Below are 15,470 nucleotides of genomic sequence, written 5' to 3' on the forward strand. Positions count from 1 at the left end.
CTGACCATCCACCGGGAGATCGACCTGGCCACTCACCGGGATTTCCGGTGACCACACCAGGAATTTTGATGGCCACCAGCCGGGAGAAATCTGGCCGCTCAACTGGAGAACGGCGTGTCCGCTAGCAAAGGGCCCCTTGTCCCCTCCCCGGGGACGTGCCGTCCTGGCCGCGTGTCAATGATCGGCCCCGGACGGCGGCGCGGGCGTCCGCCCAGAGGGTGATTCGCGGGTACGCCGTCCGAGGGACCGGAGCCAGGCGACGGGGGCGCTCAGGATGCAGGCGGCCGTCCAGTGCGGCGTCCGCGAGGGGAGGCGGGGAGCCTCCCGCGGCCCGATCGGGGCCGCCGGGTCACCCGTCCGCAAGGTCGTCGCAAGGACTCGCCCGCATAGTTGAAAAACAAACGAATAACAACGTCAGACGCAGTACTCGAAGCCTGCCACAAGTACGTCCACTTGGTGAAGGTCATCCGGCTCGCCGCACCGGCCGGGGGGACCCTCTCATCGCCGCACAAGCACGGGTGGGGGCCCGCGCTCCGATCGCCGGCCTGGGCGCCGGCCACATCGCACTGGAGGACGACCATGACCGGCCCCGATTTCGGGCGGCTCCGCGATATACGCAAGGTGGGGGACTGGCCCCCGGGCAGCCTTCTGGGCGGGCTCGGCGAGGCGGCCAAGGACGGGTTCCTCGCGCTGGGGAGGCCGAGACAGCTGGCGGCCGGCGAGACGCTCTTCGCCGAAGGGGACCGCTCGACCGACGTCTTCCTCCTCCTCGACGCGTGCGTGAAGATCACCATGGCGAACGAGTGGGGCAGGACCGCGCTGCTCGGCCTGCGCGTCTGCGGCGACCTGGCCGGGGAGTTCGCCGCGCTGGACGGCCGGCCGCGCGCCGTCACGGCCGCCGCCGCCGGGCACTGCCTCGTGCGCGTCATACCCCAGGACGACTTCCTCGGCTTCCTGCGGCGCTGCCCCGAGGCCGCCTCCGCCGTCCAGCGCACGGGCCGGGCCGGGCCGCGCCCCGCGGACGGCCGCCACGCCGAGTTCGGCACCCTGCCCGCCCTCAGGCGGCTGGCCCGCGTCCTCGTCGAGCTCGCGGGCCACGGCACGGACGTGCCCGAGGGGCTCATGATCGACGTCGACCTCACGCGGGCGGAGCTCGCCGCGCTGGTGGGGGCCGGCGAGCCGACCGTCCACCGTGCCCTCGACGTGTTGCGCCGCGGCGGCATCCTCGGCACCGACGCCCGCCGCATCGTCGTCCACGACGTGCGCAGGCTGCGCGGCCTCGCCGGGCTCGGCGGCCGCCTCTGGGAGTACGAGGTCCCGGCATGAGGGCGCCCTCGCGCTGGCGCGCCTTCGGCGGCTGCGTCTCCAGAACACCTTCCAAGGCCGATCCGGCCGATGCGGGCGGGGGTGCGGACGCGGCCGAGGTGGTGGAGAAGGTGGACCTGGCCTACCCGGGCAACCCTGCCAAGGCGGGGAAATCGGCGGAGCCGAACGACTGGTCCGGGTCCGTCCGCCGGCTGTGCGTCGCCGTGGACGCCGACGGGCCCGCCGAGCTCGCCGGACCCGAGCACCTCTACGGCCTCGTCGCGGACGCGAGCCGGCGGGCGGGCGTGGACCGTCTCTACCTCGCCCGGCGGCCCGGCGGTTCCCTCCCGGGCCGTCACCGGTCCTCCGGCGGACTGCTCTTCGTCCTGCCGCCCGGGGTGGACGAGGCCCGCGTCGTCGCCGGCCTCCTCAGCGAACTGCGCCTCGCCCTCGGCCGCCCCGGCGGTCGCGACACCCTTTCCCGTGACCGGCGTGACCCTGGCGACGTGCGCGGGGGGCGTCCCGCCGGTCACCGGGACCGGATCAGGATGCGCGTGGCCTTCCACCAGGGACCCACCCGAGTGGTCGACGGCGGCTTCGCCGGCAAGGCGGTCGACGCCGTCTGCCTGCTCCGCGACAGCGAGGTCCTCAAGGACGCCCTGCGCCACAACCCCGAGGCCGACCTGGCGGTCATCATCTCGGCGCAGCTCTTCGAGGACGTGATCGAGCACGAGCACCGCGACCTCAGGAGGCGCGCCTTCCGACGGCTCACGACCCACGCGCCGGGGCCGCTCTCCGAGGCGTGGATCAGCGTGCCGGACGTCTTCGACGGAAACCGGCGGAGCTTCCGGCACGGCCGCGTCCTCGGCGCCCCGGCGCCGCCGCCCGCCCGTCCCGTCCCGGTCGTCAGCATCGACGAGTACTGAGACGGATCCGGCATGAGCGGAACACCGGACGGCGACAGGAGGCCACAGGCGTGGCACGAGCCCGGTGAGGTCCACGAGGGGCTCTACGATCTGGTCCGCGCCGTGGAACGTTACAGGCGCCTGGCCCGCCGGCGCGCGGCCGTCGTCAACGCGATCCGCCGCGTCCTGCGCGGCGGCCGCCACGGGCTAGGCGATCTCGCGCGCGGTGGCGCGTCCCTCGTGGCCCGCCGCTGGGGGGCGCTGCGGCGGCGCCTCCGGCGGTGACCCGCGAAAGTGAGGGAAGGGTCGCGGGGTGGTGTTAGCGTGGCGTCCTGCGGGACGGGCGTCCCGGGGCCCGGCGAGACATGCCGAGTCCCGGCGCCACCGGCGGGCAGTTGTTGCCCTTATGGCCGTCGCGGGCGAGTCCCTAGTCTCTCGGCATCGGAGGTGTCCATGAAGGTCGTCGGCAGTGCCGTGGTCGGAGTCGATCGAGGGCGGGTCTGGGCCGCCTTGCAGGACCCGGCGGTTCTGGTGCGCACCATCCCCGGCTGTAAGCGGCTGGAGGCGACCGGCGCCGACACCTACCGCATGACGGTCACCGCGGGCGTCGCCTCGATCAAGGGCGTCTACGAGGGCGAGGTCGCGCTGTCCGACCCAGAGGAGCCCGAAGGGTTCACCCTCCGCGCCCGGGGAGCCGGAGCCCCCGGCACGGTCGACGCGACCGTCCGCATCCGCCTCAGCGAGGTCGACGGCGGGTCCACCCGGGTCGACTACGACGCCGAGGCGGTCGTCGGCGGCATGATCGGCGGTGTGGGCCAGCGCATGCTCGGCTCGGTCGCCAAGAAGACCGCAGGAGAGTTCTTCACCGCCGTGGAACACCACCTGCGCGGAGGCGCCGCCACCGTCACCGCCGAGCCGGCCCCCGCCGAGACCACCCCGGCGCAGGCCGCCGCCGGCCCCGTCGTGCCCGCCACGACCCCGGCGGCCCCCGGTACAAGTGCCGCCGTCCCCGGTCCCACCCCGGCCGTCGCCGGTGCGAGCCCCGCCACCACCGGCGCGGCCGTCGCGGTGCCCGCCTCAAGCCCGGCCGCCACGAGCCCCGCCACGACGGCCGTCCCCGCTACCGTGGGTCAGGTGTTCGAACGGCCGCGCGCCGAGCGGGGATCGTCCGGAACTCCCGTGTGGCCGGTGCTGACGGCCTTCGGCATGGGCGCGGGCGTCGCACTGGGCAGCGCCGTGATCGGCTGGCTCCTCGGCCGCTCCGGCCGCCGCTAGCCCCGGCGCTTTCCGGCGGCCGTCGGCCGAGACCGCGAGTGATCGGTCCGGCCGGATCTGAACCGTATGGATCGGACGCGGGTGCGGGCGTCGCCTCGCGTTCGATAGATCTTTCCAATTCTCTCGGGGACGTTCCCGCGTGGGGGGACGTCGCCTTGGCCGGAGGCTTTACCCACCTGCGGTTGTACCGCCACGGGGGCCGGGTGGGTCGGCCCGGGGCGTGACCGCCACCCGTACGGGGTAGATCCCGATCTTGTTACGGAGCCTCGCGGAGAAGGATCTCCCGGCGTAACGTGGTGGGCATGCGAGAGTTCCGTGCGGAGGACGCCCGGACGCAGGCCCGGCGGCTCATCCACGACCTGCTCGGCGAGGACCACCCGACCGCCGCGTCGCTGCTGGCCGCGGCCAGGGACGCGCTCGGCGACGACCGGGCGGCACGCTGCGCCGGGCTCGCCCAAGGCGCCCCGCTCACCCGCAGATCGTCCGAGCTCGCGGCCATCGCCGGTCTGCTCGTCGGCACAGGCGTGCTCGGCGCGGGCTGGTGGTCGTCCGGGCGGGGCGGGAAGATCCCCGCCCCGGACGAGGTGCTCGCCGACGGCACCGCCATCGAGCCGTGGACCGACCTCACCGTCCTGGAGATGCTCGCCGCCTGGATCGCCGACGATGCCGCCGACGAGGCCTGGGGCACGCCGGTCGGCGCGGTCGACCTCAACTCCTGGCAGGCGGAGGACCGCGTCGAGCTGCCCCCCGGCGCCACCGCCGGCGCGCGCCTCGTGGCCGCCTTCGACGCGGGCGGGCGCGTGGACGCCGTCGTGGTGGAGCGCCTGGACGGCTCGCTCGGCTCCAACCTCGACTTCTCGTCGCTGCGCTACGCCGGGCCCGCCGAGGCCCAGTGGAGCTGGGGCGTGGCCGCGGGCCTCGGCCCTCACCCCCTCCCCGGCGAGGATCCCGACCCGTACGCCGTCACGGTCGACCAGCGTGTGGCCGAGACACTGCGTCAGTGGGCGCTGCGCCACGGCGCCACGATCGAGCAGATCGGCCCGTGGTGGCAGGCCAAGGGGGACGTGATCGCCGCCGTCGAGCGCGCCGACTGGATGTGGCGCAGCGGCGAGTGGTTCGCCTGGTGGCGCGCGGCCTCGGCCCTGGTCGGCGGCGACCCCGTGCAGATCGCCGCCCGCATGGACGACATCGCCTCTGCTCCCTGAATCCTTCCTCCGGGGAGTCCGGTGTCCGGCTCAGGCGACCCCTCGCCCCGGCGTGCCCGCTTCGGAGGCCGCCGGTGGACTCAGGCCGGGGCGGCCAGGCGCGGGTGCTCCGCGCCGCCCAGGTCGCCGGTGCCCAGGTCGCCGTTGCGGTAGTGGCGGCGGCAGAGCACGCGGTAGTGCACCTGTGAGCCGTCGGTGTCGGCGATCACGACCTGCTCGCCGGTGCGCACCATGACCCCGTCCGCGACGCGGGCGTTGAGCCTGCCCTGGCGGCCGCACCAGCACAGCACCTCCACCTGCAGCCGGACCACCTCGTCGGCCAGCTCGAACAGCCGCCGCGCCGCCGGGAACATCCGCGACCGGAAGTCCGAGGCCAGGCCGAAGGCGTACACGTCGACGCCGTGATCGTCGACGAGGTCGGCGAGCTGCTCGATCTGCTCGACGGTGTAGAAGCACGCCTCGTCGCAGATCAGGTAGTCGATGCCGTCGCGGGCGGCCACGAGCCGCACCAGGTCGAGCTCCTCGCCGACCTCGATGGCGTCCAGTCCCAGCCCGATGCGGCTGGTGACCTGGGCCTCGCCCGACCGGTCGTGTTTGGTGAGCACGAGCCCGCGCCTGCCCTGGCGGCTGTGGTTGTAGTTCATCTGCAGGGCCAGCGTCGACTTGCCGCAGTCCATGGGACCGTGGAAGAACCGCAGCACGCCGTCGCGGCGGGAATGCGCGGGGGCGCTGGAGAGGGCGGGCGTTTCGTTCACGGCCCGTCAGCATACAGAGCGGCACTCGGGCCCCTGCCATCGGTTCCGGGGGCGGGTCCGGGATCCAAGGGGTGTCCGGGGTGGGGTGGACGCCGGAACGGGCGGCCTGCCGGAAGCCGGACGGACGGGTGGCCCCTCGATGACGTCCCTCACACGCGCGTCGCGACGTGCCGCAGCCGGGACATCCCGGCGACCGGCACCCGGGACGTTTCCCGGCCTCCGCCGCCGGACCCGAACCCGATGACGCCGCTGTCGAATCCCGCGTAGACGCCGCCGTCCAGGCTCACGGCGACGCCCATGGCCGCGCCCGGCAGCCGCCACTCCTCGCGCACCTTGAGGGAGACGCCGTCCACGACCCGGACCGACGACCCGGCGGCGAGGTACAACGAGTCCGCGGACGCGGCCGCCCACGCCGTGCCGGACGCCCTGCCGACCCGTGCCTTCCGCTCGATCGCCAGGGACTCCAGGCCGACCTTCACCAGGGTCCCGCTGCTCCCGTCGTACACGAACAGCCCGTCGGCCGAGACCGCCGCCGTGTGCCGCTCGGCGGGGCCGCGGCCGAACGGCTCGGGCAGGTCGACGCAGTACGCCCACCGCTGTTCCAGGTCCAGGACGTGCACGAACGCGTGCACCGGCTCTTTCTCCCCCGGCGCGGTGCGCCCGGCCAGCAGGTCGCGGGTGTGCAGGTGGCCGGGCTGGTGGGTGTAGAGGGTGTGGAGCCGCCGGTGGTCCGGCGCGAGCACCGCCGCGCGGCCCTCCCCGCGCATGGTCTCCTCGGCGCCCTCGGGGATGAGCTTCTTCTGGCGCGTCCACAACGGCCCGAGCGTGCCGCTCACGAAGTCGTACATGCGCACCCGGTAGCGGTCCGGCGCGGTGGCCGGCAGGTACTCCAGGACGAACAGCGCGTCGCCGCCCCTGGAGAAGGCGTCCGGCTCGAAGTTGCCGTCCAGCCGCAGGGTCCTCGGCGGAGTGCCGCCGGAGGGGTCCGCGACGACGATGGTCGTGCTCCGGCGTCCCGGCCCGCCGTACGGGGACGCCGGGGGAGGCGGGCCGAGCGCCACCAGGGCCCCGGTTCCGGAGACCGTCCGGACGACCAGGCCGGGCGGGACGGCGGTGCCGGCCAGCTCCTTGCCGGTCGTGGCGTTCAGCATGACCAGCCGGTTCGCCGGGGTCACGGTGTACAGGCGCGTCCAGTCGGCGCTCGGGACGGTCCGCTCCGCCGACAGGATCGTCGTCCCGGCCGAGCCGTCGATCGCGGACAGATGGGAGGAGACGTCGGCGTACAGGATGTGCCCGATGGGCCGCGGCGTGCCCGCCCCTGTGGGGCTCGCCGCGTGGACCTTGGGGACGCGGGGGACGACGGGGGACCGGGTGCAGGCGGTGAGCAGTGCCGTACCCGCCAGACCGCCCGTGAACCTGAGGAAGTCGCGTCGCTGCATGCCCTGCATACCGTCCCCGCCGCCGGGAGGTTCCAGACGGGGCGGAACGATTCCGAGACCTTCGGAGGCCAGGGGACAACTGCCGACGACACGACGATTCCTTGGCGAAGGTTGCTGATTCGCGTGGCTGGAGCGTTTCAGTAAACACTGAGAGCATGCGCAGCGTCCGTATCGGCGTCGACACCGGGGGCACGTTCACCGACGTGGTCGCGGTGGACGAGCAGACCGGTCAGATCACCACGACCAAGACCCCTTCCACGCCCGCCGACCCAGCGGTCGGGTTCATGAACGGCGTGCACAAGGTCCTGTCCGGCCTGAGCCTCGAGGACGTCGGCGGCATCGTGCACGGCACCACCGTGGCCACCAACCAGCTCCTGGAGGACCGTCCGCTCGACCTCGGGTTCGTCACCACCGAGGGCTTCGAGTACATCCTGGAGATCGCCCGGCAGAGCGTCCCCGACGGCTACGGCAACTCCTACTTCTGGGTCAAGCCGCCGCGCATCGTCCCCGTCCACCGGGTGAAGACCGTCGGCGGGCGCCTCGACCACCTCGGCGAGGAGGTGCGGCCCTTCGACGAGCAGGACGCCGCGCGGGTGGCTCGCTGGTTCCGCGACCAGGGCGTCACGGCCATCGGGGTCTGCTTCCTGCACTCCTACGCCAACCCCGCGCACGAGCACCGCATGCGCGCCGTCCTCGAACGCGAGCACCCCGAGGCCGTCGTGTCCCTGTCCAGCGACGTGCTGCGCGAGTACCGCGAGTACGAGCGCTCGGTCACCACGCTGGTCGACGCCGCCGTCAAGCCCACCATGCGCCGGTACATCGACAACCTCGCCGCCCGCCTCGGCATGCCGTTCTCGGTGATGAAGAGCAACGGCGGCGTGCTGTCGGCGGCCGAGGTCGTCCACCAGCCGATCACGACCGTGCTGTCCGGCCCCGCCGCAGGGGCGCTCGGGGCCGCCCTGATCGCCGGCGCCGCCGGGCACCCGTCCGTGATCACGCTGGACGGCGGCGGCACCTCCACCGACGTCGCGGTCGTGGTCGACGGCGAGCCGTCCCTCACCACCGAGGGCTCCATCGGCCGGTACCCGTGCAAGATCCCGATGATCGACATCGTGACCGTCGGCGCGGGCGGCGGCTCCGTCGCCTGGACCTCGCCCGAGGGCACGCTCAAGGTCGGGCCGCGCTCGGCCGGAGCCGATCCCGGGCCCGTCTGCTACGGCAAGGGCGGCACCGAGGTCACGGTCACCGACGCGCACGTCTTCCTCGGCCGCGTCCCGCCCCACCTGCTCGGCGGCGAGATCCCTTTGGACGCCGGGGCGGCGCGCGCGGCCGTAGAGGCGCTCGCCGGCAAGCTCGGCCTCACGCCGGAGCGCACCGCCGCCGGCATCCTGGAGATCAGCGCCTTCAACCAGTCCAACGCCATCCGGCAGATCACGGTGAAGCGCGGCCTCGACGTCCGCGACTTCCCGATGGTCGCCTTCGGCGGCTCCGGCCCGCTGCTCGTCTGCCGCCTGGTCGACATCCTCGGCCTCCCGGCCGTCGTCGTGCCGCCCAACCCGGGCAACGTGTCGGCGTTCGGGCTGCTCACCGTGGACGTCAAGAACGACTACGTCCGCACCCACGTCACCCGCGACCTCGGGCTCGACACGGCAGCTCGCATCTTCGGCGAGCTGGCAGCCCAGGCGCGGGACGCCCTCGACCGCGAGGGGTTCCCGCGCGACCGGCACGTGTACGCGCGCAGCGCCGACCTGCGGTACTACGGGCAGGCGTACGAGGTGCGGGTGCCCGCGCCCGCCGGGACGATCGACGAGGCGTGGCGGGCCGAGGTGCTCGACCGGTTCCACGAGGCCCACCACAAGCTGTACGGGTACGGGTACCGCGACGACCCGCGGCACGCCGTCGAATGGGTCAACCTGCGCGTCTCCGGCATCGGTCCGATCACCCGCCCGGCCATCCCCGAGCTGCCCGCCCGCGCCGACGGCACGGCGACCGCGGCGGGGGAGCGGCGGGTGTACTTCGAGGAGGGGCTCACGCCCGGCGGGGACGTGCCTGCCGGGCGGGTGCCCGATCAGGGCGTGCCTCACGGGGACGGCTGGTGGACGGCGCCCGTGTACCGCCGCGACGAGCTCCGGCGGGGCGACGTCCTCACCGGGCCGGCGGTGATCGAGGAGTACGGCTCCACGCTGCCGCTGCACCCCGGCTTCACCGCCGAGGCCGACGCCTACGGCAACCTCGTCGTCCGCCGCGCGGGCCCCGAGACGGGTACGGGTCCCAGCGGCGACAGGGCGAACAGTTCGGACAGTTCGGATCGGGCGGACAGTTCGGATCGGGCCGGCAGGGCGGACAGGGCCGACACGGCGGACATCACGAGAATCGCGGACGGAGTGGGCGAATGACAGCGGTCGACCCGGTACTGGTCGAGATCGTCGAAGGCACGCTCGCCTCCGTGGAGATGGAGGTCGAGACCGCCATCGCCCGCACGGCCCGCTCACCGATGATCCGCGACGCCCATGACTTCCGGGCCGGAATCCACGACGTCCGGCTGCGCAAGCTCACCGGCCGCTCGTACTCCGCGCTCGTGCAGCCCATCGTGCGCGACTTCCCCGTCACGGAGATGAACCCGGGCGACGTCTTCTTCCACAACGACGTCTACCTGTCCGAGGGCGGCATCGGCCACCTGCCCGACCTGTGCGTCACCGTCCCCGTCTTCCACGACGGCGAGGTGGTCGCCTTCGTCCAGGCGTTCGGCCACCACGACGACATCGGCGGCGCCGTCCCCGGGTCGATGCCCTCCCACGCGCGCAGCGCCTTCGAGGAAGGGCTGATGGTCCCGCCCATCAAGCTCTGGGACCGCGGCGTCCCCAACCGGGCCGCCCTCACCATCATGACCCGCAACTCCCGCATGCCCGACTCCCTCGCCGGCGACCTGGACGCCGAGTGCTCCGCCTGCCTGATGGGCGCCCGCCGCCTCGGCGAGCTGTTCGACCGGTACGGCAGGGCGGCCGTCGAGGCGTGCTTCGACGCCATCATCGCCGCCACCACCGAGACCTTCCGGCGGGAGCTGCTCGCCAAGATCCCCGAAGGGGTGCACGTCTGGGAGGACTACGCCGAGCACGACGGCGTCGACGAGCCCCGCCTGCACGCCCAGCGCATCACCCTCACCGTCGACCACTCCGCGGACACCCCGCTGGTCATCGACTTCACGGGCACGTCCCCGCAGGCCAAGGGCCCGATCAACCACGCGGGCGACTACGCGGGCGGCGTCTTCCTCAAGAAGTGGCTCGCCCCCATCCTGCGCAACCTCGCCGACACCCCCGAGCGCATGGCCGAGCTCGACGTCAACGAGGGCGTCGTCCCGCTGATCGAGATGCGCTTCCCCGAGAAGGGCACCCTGCTCACGCCGATCTTCCCGGCGCCCACCAACGCGCGCACCTTCGTCATCCTGCGCCTGCTCGGCGTCCTCGCCGGCGTCCTCGCCAAGGCCACGGGCGGACGCATGCCCGCCGACCAGGAGACCATCCGCTACACCGGCGTCTACGGCGACGACCACGACGGGCGTCCGTACCTCATGCGCGAGGTGCTCGGCGGCGGCTCCGGCGGACGCTGGTACGCCGACGGCGAGGACACCATCCACGTCGTGCCGGACTCCCGCAACATCCCCGTCGAGTTCGCCGAGTCGCGCTGGCCGTTCCGCGTCGAACGGCTCGGCCTGGCCCGCGACTCCGGCGGCCCCGGCCTCTACCGGGGCGGGCTCGGCTACGACAAGCACATCCGCATGCTGCGCGACGCCTCGTTCATGTCCATCGCCGACCGCTCGATCCTGTCCTGCTGGGGCGTGAACGGCGGGCGGGCCGGACGTCCCTTCCTCGTCACGGTGGACGGCCAGGAGATGGAGGGCCTGGTGGACGACTTCCCCGTGAAGGAGGGCCAGGTCATCCGCGTCCGCACCACGGGCGGCGGCGGCTGGGGTTCACCCTACGACCGCGACCCGGCTCTGGTCGCCGCCGACGTCCGCGACAGCAAGGTCTCCTGGGAAGCCGCCCGAGAGGACTACGGCGTCGCCCTGACCGGCCCCGAGGACGCCCCCGAGATCGACGTGCTCGCCACCGAGAACGTCCGGACGGCCCTCCGCGCCACCAACCCTTCTCGCTTCTTCGACCGGGGCCCCGGTTACAAGACCCTCTCCGGTGGCCTTCCCCACCCGGACGTCGACATCGTTTGACCTCACCCGATTGCCCGGTTTCCGCGCCGGCCTCAGGAATTCTCATTACGGAGCTCCGCCGTCCGTAACGTTTCAGCCGTGCCGCCGTATAGAGAGGTATTCCGTTAACCCGTTCAACGGCGGCGCGGTTCGTGGGGGCGAGGAGTCTTGGGCGGCAGAGAGTCCACGGTCAAGGCGGCCTGGATAGGCGCGATCGCAACGGTTCTCGCGGCGACCATCGGCGCGTACAGCGCGTTCACCGGCTCCCGCTCGGCGGGCCCGGAGCCGTCCACGCCCACCGAGCACACGGACGTGGACGGGCCGGCACCCACGCGGCCCGTGCCGCACAGCCCGGACGGCCGGGGCGCCCCCTTGGCCGGGACATGGACGGGGACCGCCACGCATCCCACCGCCGGGGTCGAGTTCCCGGTGAACATCTGGATGCCGGACACCATCGCGTCCGGAACCGAGTCGGGCACCATGCGGTGGGGCAGCGACCTGCACTGCTGGGCCCGGCTGAAGTGGGCCGGAGGTTCGGCGAAGAAGGCGACGCTGACTCTCAACGAGGTGACGGGTGCGAGTTGCTACGCGGGAACCCTCACGCTCGTCCGTCAGGAAGCCGGCGGCCTCTATTTCGAGGTCACCCGTGAGGGCGAGAACGGGCCTCGATACCTGGGGCGCCTGAAGCCACAGTGATGCGGCCCTGGCACGGTCGATGGACGCTGAAATCGATCCGACCCGACCCGGGCCATCTCGCAGGGGAGGCGACAGAACCCTAGATCCCGATTTATGCGGACATAGAGTTCAATTAGCTGGCTTTGGTGCTGTCCGTTGTGTATTTAAATCCGGATGGTGCCGTTATGGCATTCCCGGGTCTCGGAGCACCGTGTCGGCGAACGACGCCCGTTCGTTCGTGCGGGGGAACGGCTCGTCAGGGATCGGCGCCCCGAGGAAGGCGCACAGGGCCTCCCAGCCCTGGCTCACCTGGAAGTCCAGCAGACGGTCCGGGGCGACGGTCCGGCGTACCTCCTCGTTGTGCCGCTCGTAGCAGGCGATGACGTGGTCGCGGTCGTCGATGCGCCCGCCGAACGTCCGTCCCACCACTCCCATACGCCCGAACTCGGTCAGCTGCTCGGCCGCCTCGAACTCGCGGTAGCGCTCCTCGGTGCCGGGGAGCTTGCCGGCCATGGCAGCGAACACGGTCCCGTTCACCGACTCGAACCACTGTGCGGCATCCCGCGTGGTCAGAATCACCTTCGCGTCAGGAAACGCCTCGACGATCTCCCGCCAGAACGCCACCGCCGGCCAGTCCGTCGTGGCCGCGTACCCCTTGAGTGGCACCCGCCAGGCCTCCGGCTCACGACCGCTCGCCGCGGCCGCCCAGGCGTACAGATGCTCAGGATGAGCGAACACTTCCGTGAAGTGATAACACGGCCCGAACCCGACCCGACACAGCGCCATCTTCAGCGCCATCGTCCCCGTACGCCCAAGCCCAACCCCGATGACCCGCACCATGACATCCCCCCAGCAGTCACACCACCAGACCGGGATGTGCCGGGCAAGACGAATCGCCAGCACCATGCGATATCGCGAGAGCGGCTTCACCGTCGCGAGAGCAGCGCTCAACGATGGCGCCCCGGGGCCCGGCGGGCGGCATCGGCCGCTGTCAGCACGCCGAGGCCGGCCACAAGGACGCACATCTCTCCGAACGAGACCACCGCCCCCCACCCCGGAGCCACCCATGCCACGGTGCCGACGAGATCGTCGTGCGCCCGGGTCACCGCTTGATGCAGCCACATCGAGTACAGGGCGCTCAACGTCGCTGCGAGGCAGGTCGCCGCGACGGCCGGGCGTCGGGGAACGAAAGCCGTGAACAGCATCAGGGCCACGGTGAGCGCCAGCATCCACAAGGCGCAGATCCCGGCATCGCCGACGGCGCGGACACCTACTCCCGGCACCTCCCATAACGACGCCTCGACCTCGGCGAAATCGGCCGTTCGATACCGCACCCACGTCTGCGCGCTCGTGACGAGGACGATGATGCAGAGACTCACGCACCACGCCGCCGCGTAACGAACACGCCGCGCGGAATCGTGTGGATGATCACCATACCTGCAGCTCCAATGAACGAGAGGGAAATCGCGTCTGGACGGGAGGGGGCACGCCGAACCACGGCTTTCGCGAGGGATGCGCGGCGAGGAATGCGCCGCGAGGAATGCGCGCCCTCAGACCGCCGGCGGACCCAGGACGAACCAGACGACGCACCGCGGATGCTCCTCGATGAAGCCCCATCGATCGGAAAGGGCTCGCAGCAGGCGGATGCCCCGGCCCGACTCCGCGAGATCGTCGCCGGAATGACGGCACACGCACGGTGATGTCTCCGCGCCCTCGTCGACCACCTCGACCTGCAGCCCGTCGTTCACGTCGACGAGGAGGACGACGCCGATCGCGGCCGAGCGGGTGTGCACCACCGAGTTGGTGAACGTCTCCGACAGCAGCAGTACGGCGTCGTCGCAGCGGGGATGGCCGCCGATCATCTTCCGCAGCCAACGCCGTGCCTCGCCCACCGAAGCCTGGGCCGCGGTGAAGGCGGCCCTTTCGAGCAGACGCGTTTCAGGCGCGCAGTAACCGGTGGCGTCCTTCTGCATGGGTTTCCTTCGTGTGAGGGGTGCACGAGGTCGTGATCGACGAAGCGGGCAAGGCGCCGTTCGCGGCCGCCGCTGTGTTCTCTTTGCCCTTGTCGCCTCGGCAGGGCCCAACGCTAAGAAGACGATTCCGGCCGTGAGCAGTGCACGGGGGTGTCACGGCCTGTCGTGGGAACGTCGGCCAGGCGTCTCGCGCGTGTCGTACGCGATCAAGTGACCGGAAAGGCCGACGCCGGAAAGTGCTCCGACTTACCGTGGTCGTGTCGTGACAGTAGGTCACTATCCGATCAGGGAAGCGGGGCTGTCCATGTCAGGCCATCAAACGCTGTTGAAGGCTTTGCTGCTCAAGCGCCACCAGGAATCGCATCGGGCGTTCTGCGCGGAGTACGAGAAGGTGGCGCGGAGCATCGACCGGAGCCTGATCGGGTCCTCACCCAGCCGGGAGGCGTTCGGTCGCTGGCTGAAAGGCCACCTGAAGACGAAGCCTCAGGCCGACCACTGCCGCGTACTGGAACGCATGTTCCCGGGCCACGCCGTTGCGGAACTCCTCGCCCCGTACGACCCTGGAACCAACAACTCCGGCGTCCCCCAGACGCCCCCCAACCCCCGGGAGGCGGCCACGAACCGGCGAGAGGTATTCCAACTCGGCGCCACGACCATGGCCCTGGGCCTGGCAGAAAGCCTCTGGCGCGGCCCCGACCTCTTCGAACAGGTTCTTGACTCGAACAATGTGGGCCAAGCTCGACTGCTCCACCTGGAGAACGAAGCCGACCGGCTCGGACAGAAGGTACCCCCCGCAAATCTGTTGCCCGATGCCCTGCTCCACCTCGCGAGCGTCCGGGAACTGCTCACGCACAGACAGCCCGTCGAGGCCCAGCGTCGGCTCATCCGCGTCGGAGCCAAGCTGTCCATCGTGATCGGCGAGATCATGTTCTGCGCCAATCACTTCCCGCTAGCCAGGCGCTGGTACGCGGCAGCGGCTCGCGCGGCGGACGAGGCCGGGGACCGCCATCTCGCTGACCTGACTCTTGCCAGTTCGGCTCTCATGCCCACCTATTCCTCGGAACCGCGGGCGGTTCTTGCCATGCTGGAGCCACGGCTGGAGCAAGCAGTCGGAGCGACACCGGCTCTCGCATGGATGTGGGGCCTCGCCGCGCTCGCACACGCGTCCCTTGGCGACACCATGGCTTTCGAACGAGCCATCAACAGGTCCCGTTACACGCTGGATCGCTGCTCCGTCGACACGCCTCGACCGGGAATTCTGTCGTTCCAGCCCGAAAGGCACGTGTTCTACGAGGCGCGTGGACGGGCCGACCTCGGTGATCTTGAGGGCACGGCCGAGGCGGTCACCCGTGCGTTGTCGTCCTGCGACTCGGGCGACTCCAACGATCCCGCCCTTGTCCGTTTCGCCTACGCATGCGCCCTCGCACAGGCAGGAGAAATCGAGGAAGCCTGCCGATTCGCCACCACCGCCATCCGTGAGACATCCCCGGGACGGAGCATCACCGTGGTAGTGCGCGCCCACGAGTTCGACGCGCTGCTCGCTCCCTCAGGCTCGGCAACCGCTGACTGGCGAGAGGCACTGTCCGACTTCCGGGCCCCCGACCCGACAACGCTGCCAACGCTGTCGTCGCCGCGCCCCTGATTGGTTCGCGCGGTCACGACAAAGTGACCTGGTCGCCCGCCGTGCTGCGTCCCACGGGGCACCTCACCGTGTAGGGCCGTGTGGTGGCCGTTCGG

General features: G+C 71.7%; 14 protein-coding genes. 9 read left to right on the plus strand and 5 right to left on the minus strand.

Annotation, left to right across the window (positions count from 1 at the left end):
- The first annotated feature begins 579 nt into the window (after positions 1-579).
- From DQ384_RS19870 to DQ384_RS19890, 5 genes are all read left to right on the plus strand, one after another.
- The gene (locus DQ384_RS19870) at positions 580-1,326 is read left to right on the plus strand and encodes a Crp/Fnr family transcriptional regulator (protein ID WP_114030366.1); all 747 of its coding nucleotides are present in this window, start codon (positions 580-582) and stop codon (positions 1,324-1,326) included.
- A complete protein-coding gene (locus DQ384_RS19875) occupies positions 1,323-2,231 on the plus strand; it encodes a hypothetical protein (RefSeq protein ID WP_114030367.1) in 909 nt (302 codons plus the stop codon). The genes DQ384_RS19870 and DQ384_RS19875 overlap by 4 nt, the downstream gene beginning before the upstream one ends.
- 12 nt (positions 2,232-2,243) lie before the next feature.
- Positions 2,244-2,495: a hypothetical protein gene (locus DQ384_RS19880; RefSeq protein WP_114030368.1), complete on the plus strand. Its 252-nt coding sequence runs from the start codon at positions 2,244-2,246 to the stop codon at positions 2,493-2,495.
- Positions 2,496-2,663: 168 nt separating this feature from the next.
- On the plus strand, positions 2,664-3,485 hold the full coding sequence (locus DQ384_RS19885; RefSeq protein ID WP_114030369.1) for an SRPBCC family protein: 822 nt from the start codon (positions 2,664-2,666) through the stop codon (positions 3,483-3,485).
- A 302-nt stretch (positions 3,486-3,787) separates the two neighbouring features.
- The gene (locus DQ384_RS19890) at positions 3,788-4,690 is read left to right on the plus strand and encodes a hypothetical protein (protein ID WP_114030572.1); all 903 of its coding nucleotides are present in this window, start codon (positions 3,788-3,790) and stop codon (positions 4,688-4,690) included.
- 80 nt (positions 4,691-4,770) lie between these two features.
- Here the strand turns inward: DQ384_RS19890 and DQ384_RS19895 are convergent, their stop codons facing one another.
- Positions 4,771-5,445: a thymidine kinase gene (locus DQ384_RS19895; RefSeq protein WP_245966623.1), complete on the minus strand. Its 675-nt coding sequence runs from the start codon at positions 5,443-5,445 to the stop codon at positions 4,771-4,773.
- Positions 5,446-5,594: 149 nt separating this feature from the next.
- A complete protein-coding gene (locus DQ384_RS19900) occupies positions 5,595-6,884 on the minus strand; it encodes a YncE family protein (RefSeq protein ID WP_147268830.1) in 1,290 nt (429 codons plus the stop codon).
- Positions 6,885-7,039: 155 nt separating this feature from the next.
- On the opposite strand from DQ384_RS19900, the gene DQ384_RS19905 reads away from it, so the two are divergent.
- The 3 genes from DQ384_RS19905 (at position 7,040) to DQ384_RS19915 (ending at position 11,781) form a co-directional block, all read left to right on the plus strand.
- The gene (locus DQ384_RS19905) at positions 7,040-9,280 is read left to right on the plus strand and encodes a hydantoinase/oxoprolinase family protein (protein WP_114030371.1); all 2,241 of its coding nucleotides are present in this window, start codon (positions 7,040-7,042) and stop codon (positions 9,278-9,280) included.
- Positions 9,277-11,106 (plus strand): hydantoinase B/oxoprolinase family protein, encoded by a 1,830-nt coding sequence (locus tag DQ384_RS19910; RefSeq protein ID WP_114030372.1) that lies wholly within the window; start codon positions 9,277-9,279, stop codon positions 11,104-11,106. Before DQ384_RS19905 ends, DQ384_RS19910 begins: the two co-directional genes overlap by 4 nt.
- Positions 11,107-11,253: 147 nt before the next feature.
- Positions 11,254-11,781 (plus strand): hypothetical protein, encoded by a 528-nt coding sequence (locus DQ384_RS19915; RefSeq protein ID WP_114030373.1) that lies wholly within the window; start codon positions 11,254-11,256, stop codon positions 11,779-11,781.
- Positions 11,782-11,943: 162 nt separating this feature from the next.
- On the opposite strand, the gene DQ384_RS19920 is transcribed toward DQ384_RS19915, so the two are convergent.
- The 3 genes from DQ384_RS19920 to DQ384_RS19930 all read right to left on the minus strand — a co-directional run bounded on the left by DQ384_RS19920 (position 11,944) and on the right by DQ384_RS19930 (position 13,733).
- Positions 11,944-12,666 carry a sulfotransferase family protein gene (locus tag DQ384_RS19920; protein ID WP_342769443.1) on the minus strand — a complete coding sequence of 241 codons (723 nt, stop codon included), beginning with the start codon at positions 12,664-12,666 and terminating at the stop codon, positions 11,944-11,946.
- Between the two features lie 41 nt (positions 12,667-12,707).
- Positions 12,708-13,139 (minus strand): hypothetical protein, encoded by a 432-nt coding sequence (locus DQ384_RS19925; protein WP_114030375.1) that lies wholly within the window; start codon positions 13,137-13,139, stop codon positions 12,708-12,710.
- Positions 13,140-13,310: 171 nt separating this feature from the next.
- Positions 13,311-13,733 carry an ATP-binding protein gene (locus tag DQ384_RS19930; protein WP_114030376.1) on the minus strand — a complete coding sequence of 141 codons (423 nt, stop codon included), beginning with the start codon at positions 13,731-13,733 and terminating at the stop codon, positions 13,311-13,313.
- A 304-nt stretch (positions 13,734-14,037) separates the two neighbouring features.
- Here DQ384_RS19930 and DQ384_RS19935 point away from each other — a divergent pair, with 304 nt between their 5' ends.
- Positions 14,038-15,375 carry an NsdA family TPR-like regulatory protein gene (locus DQ384_RS19935; protein WP_147268832.1) on the plus strand — a complete coding sequence of 446 codons (1,338 nt, stop codon included), beginning with the start codon at positions 14,038-14,040 and terminating at the stop codon, positions 15,373-15,375.
- Positions 15,376-15,470: the final 95 nt, after the last annotated feature.

It is taken from the genome of Sphaerisporangium album (genome assembly GCF_003323745.1).
GTDB lineage: Bacteria > Actinomycetota > Actinomycetes > Streptosporangiales > Streptosporangiaceae > Sphaerisporangium > Sphaerisporangium album.